This is a genomic window from Peribacillus sp. 05N428, assembly GCF_056397085.1.
Genome location: NZ_JBFTMS010000110.1, coordinates 1 through 1,420, shown reverse-complemented (window position 1 = coordinate 1,420; position 1,420 = coordinate 1). Strand labels below are relative to the sequence as shown.

The 1,420-nt window shown below is 40.0% G+C and carries 1 protein-coding gene; it reads left to right on the top strand.

The window, feature by feature from the left end:
- The coding region (locus AC1DIV_RS29920) for an IS110 family RNA-guided transposase (RefSeq protein WP_477577957.1) at positions 1–1,116 on the top strand (1,116 nt) is incomplete at its 5' end.
- Between the last annotated feature and the right edge of the window lie 304 nt (positions 1,117–1,420).

Below are 1,420 nucleotides of genomic sequence, written 5' to 3'. Positions count from 1 at the left end.
GAAGATGGATTTGCTAGTTTATTAAAATGGATGGATAAGCTTCAAAGATTAAATAAACTGGAGGCAGCCATCGTGGGAATGGAACCTACAGGCCATTACTGGATTAATCTTTCAAAATGGCTATTTAAACAAGGAATTGAGGTAGTAACGGTAAACCCTCACTTAGTAAAAAGGAATAAAGAAAACCGTGATAATACTCAGTCGAAAAGTGATAAGAAAGATGCCCTGGTCATCGCTGATATGGTGAAGAACGGTTACTACACCTTTGTCAGGAACACTTCAGAATCATTTGAAATACTTAGGGTCCTTATGTCTAACCGTGATGTGGTAGTTAAACGACTCGTTAGCACTATTAATCAATTAAACCGTTGGGTGGATATTGTCTTTCCCGAACTCAGGCAAGTATTTAAAGACATTACTGCTAAAGGGGCAATCGCCACACTTCGTTTATTTCCATCTCCAATGGAACTGCGTTCCCTGAAACCTCATGATGTTGTTKCAGGTTGGAAATCAATAATGAAGAGGCAGCCTGGATTAAAGAAGGCTCAATTACTTCTTCAGTTAGCTAGGAAATCTGTCGGCACAAAACAAGCACTTGAAGCGTATAAATTTCATTTGGAACAATTATTAGAGGAGTATGATCTCGCAGTCTTACAACTCGAAAGAGTGGAACARGAGGTTAAGGATGTATTAACACAAATACCTTTTGCCAAGAAGCTGCTTGCCATTAAGGGAATTAGTGAAATTTCTTTAGCCGGAATATTAGGTGAAGCAGGAGATCTAAGTGGTTTTTCACATGGTAATTCTTTACTTCGACACGCTGGGTTGCATCTGGCTGAAGCAAGCTCTGGAAAGTGGAAAGGCCAAATTGTCATCTCTAAACGAGGGCGATCTAGGCTAAGGCGTTTCCTTTACTTAGCCACCATGAGCCTTGTRATGAATAACACGGAATTTCGAGCCATTCACTCCCATAATGTTAAGGTGAAAAAAATGAAGAAAATGAAATCGATTATGAAATTGGTGGGTAAGCTAGCTAGGATATTKGTTGGAATAGCACGCAGAAACGAGTCTTATTGTGCAGATAAAGTTCAACCTATAACTGAAATGATTGCGTAGTTTTAAAGGGGGATTTTTTAATAGGGTTCTCGAAGGGAACCTTTAAAAACTAATGTTCATAGTTTTCTTTTTACTAATGTTGGCTTATTCGTAGGATCTCAAAAATGTACGGAGTACCAGATTACTTGAACAAAAGGGCACCGACCCATCAGGTTAGCATAACTGGCCTCCACCCCTTGGATAGGCATGACGAAGGAATGATAGGGCAATTGACCCGTTGAGACATGGGAGGGAAAGCCTCCAGGGGCGGCGTGGAGAATGTACATTATATGGTAAAATGTGGAGTGTTGTACAACTCCTTTAT